This is a genomic window from Streptomyces sp. URMC 126 (genome assembly GCF_051386555.1).
Taxonomy (GTDB): Bacteria; Actinomycetota; Actinomycetes; order Streptomycetales; family Streptomycetaceae; genus Streptomyces.
The window spans coordinates 1-1,653 of sequence record NZ_JBPQTX010000584.1 but is presented as its reverse complement, the minus strand read 5'-3'; the positions used below and the strand labels follow the sequence as shown (position 1 = coordinate 1,653).

At 72.5% G+C, this 1,653-nt stretch carries 1 protein-coding gene; it reads left to right on the top strand.

Annotated elements, in window-relative coordinates:
* The first annotated feature begins 379 nt into the window (after positions 1–379).
* Positions 380–1,624, top strand: coding sequence for an alpha/beta hydrolase family protein (locus ACSNOK_RS32920; RefSeq protein WP_436784453.1), 1,245 nt, complete (start codon positions 380–382; stop codon positions 1,622–1,624).
* Positions 1,625–1,653: the final 29 nt, after the last annotated feature.

The window sequence follows — 1,653 nt, the reverse complement described above, 5'->3', positions numbered from 1 at the left end:
GGGTGGGGCTCCGGGGTGGCGTGATGCGCCGGTGGGGGGCGTCTCTGCGGATGAGTCGCGGGCCGACCGGTCTGGACGGCGTGTGCTCCGGCCGCCATACTCGCCTGTCCGTCGCCGCCGCTGTGGCGAAGTCGTGTGCGTGTGCTCGCTCCCGCCTTCAGTCCCTGAACGCGGAGGGGAGTTGTCGACGAAGGGCGGTCTTCGGTCACTCCCGGGGCGGCCTTGGCGTGCGTACCCCAGGCCGCCGCACCCCCGCCGGTTGGTGGCCCTTACATCCTGCGTGTGGCTGATGCCGTGTCAGTCGGTACGTCCCTTAAGGGATTCCACCTCCTCCCCTCGGTCGATGACCGGCCCCTAAGGGGTTTCTACCGTGACGGGCATGACGAAGAATTCCGCACGTCGTTGCGTACACCCCGGTCGTGGCCGGACGGGTACGGTCGCCGCCGCGACCCTGCTCGCCACGCTCGCCGGCTCCTGGATACCCGCCGTCGCCGCGTCGGCCCCGGCCTCGACCGCCCCCACGGCCCTCGCCGCTCCGGCCGCCGCCAGATCCGCCGGGCCCGAGGTGCCCGCCCCCACCGTCCGGCAGCCGATCGGGGAGAAGACCGTGCGGCTGGTCGACGAGTCCCGGACGGACCCCTGGAAGCCGTCCGCCGGAAAGCGCGAGCTGATGGTCTCGGTCTGGTACCCGGCGCGGTCCGGTCGCGGCACCACGGCGCCGTACGTCTCGCCGGGGCTCTCCGAGGCGCTGTACGGCAACACGAAGCTGAGCACCGTACGGACCCACGCCGTCGTCGACGCCGCGCCGGCGGCCGGCGGGGCCCGGCCGCTCGTCGTGTTGTCGCCGGGCTTCGGACAGAGCCGGGCGTCACTCACTTCCGTCGCCGAGGAACTGGCGAGCCGTGGCTATGTGGTGGCCGGTGTCGACCACACCTACGAGACCGCCGTGGAGTTCCCGGGCGGCCGGATCGAACAGTGCGCCATCTGCGGCCCTGAGGAGCGTGACAACGCGGCGGTGGTCCGTAACCGCGCGAAGGACCTCCGGTTCGTCCTCGACCGGATCGTCGCCAACTCCCCGGTCGTCCCGGGGCTGCGCGTCGACCGGGCCCGGATCGGCATGGCCGGCCACTCCATCGGCGGGGCGAGCGCTGTGGAGGTGCTGGGGCAGGACGCCCGGGTGTCCGCCGCCGCCGACATGGACGGCGACTTCTTCACCGATCCGCCCGCCGGCGGCGTCAAGAAGCCCGTGTTGCTGCTCGGCGCGGCCCGGGCCGGCGACCTCGGCGGCCCCATGGACACCTGGAGCCCCGCCTGGAAGCACATGACCGGCTGGAAGCGCTGGCTGGACGTGGGCAAGGGCGGCCATATGTCCTTCACTGACATGCACTGGCTCGCGGACCAGGTGGGTTTGCCGCCGGGCGTGCCTCCGGAGGACGCGGCCGGTGCGTTCGGCACCATCTCCAGCGACCGCTCCAACGCGCTCACGCGGGCGTATCTCGTCGCCTTCTTCGACCGGCAGCTGCGCAACGCCCCGGGGAAGCTGCTCGACGGTCCTTCGGCGGAGTTCCCGGAGGTCGCGTTCCTGAAGCAGGAGGGGGGCGGGAGCGCGGCCCGGAAGAGGTAGGGGAGACCTAAGGGGAGAGGGGGCGGAGG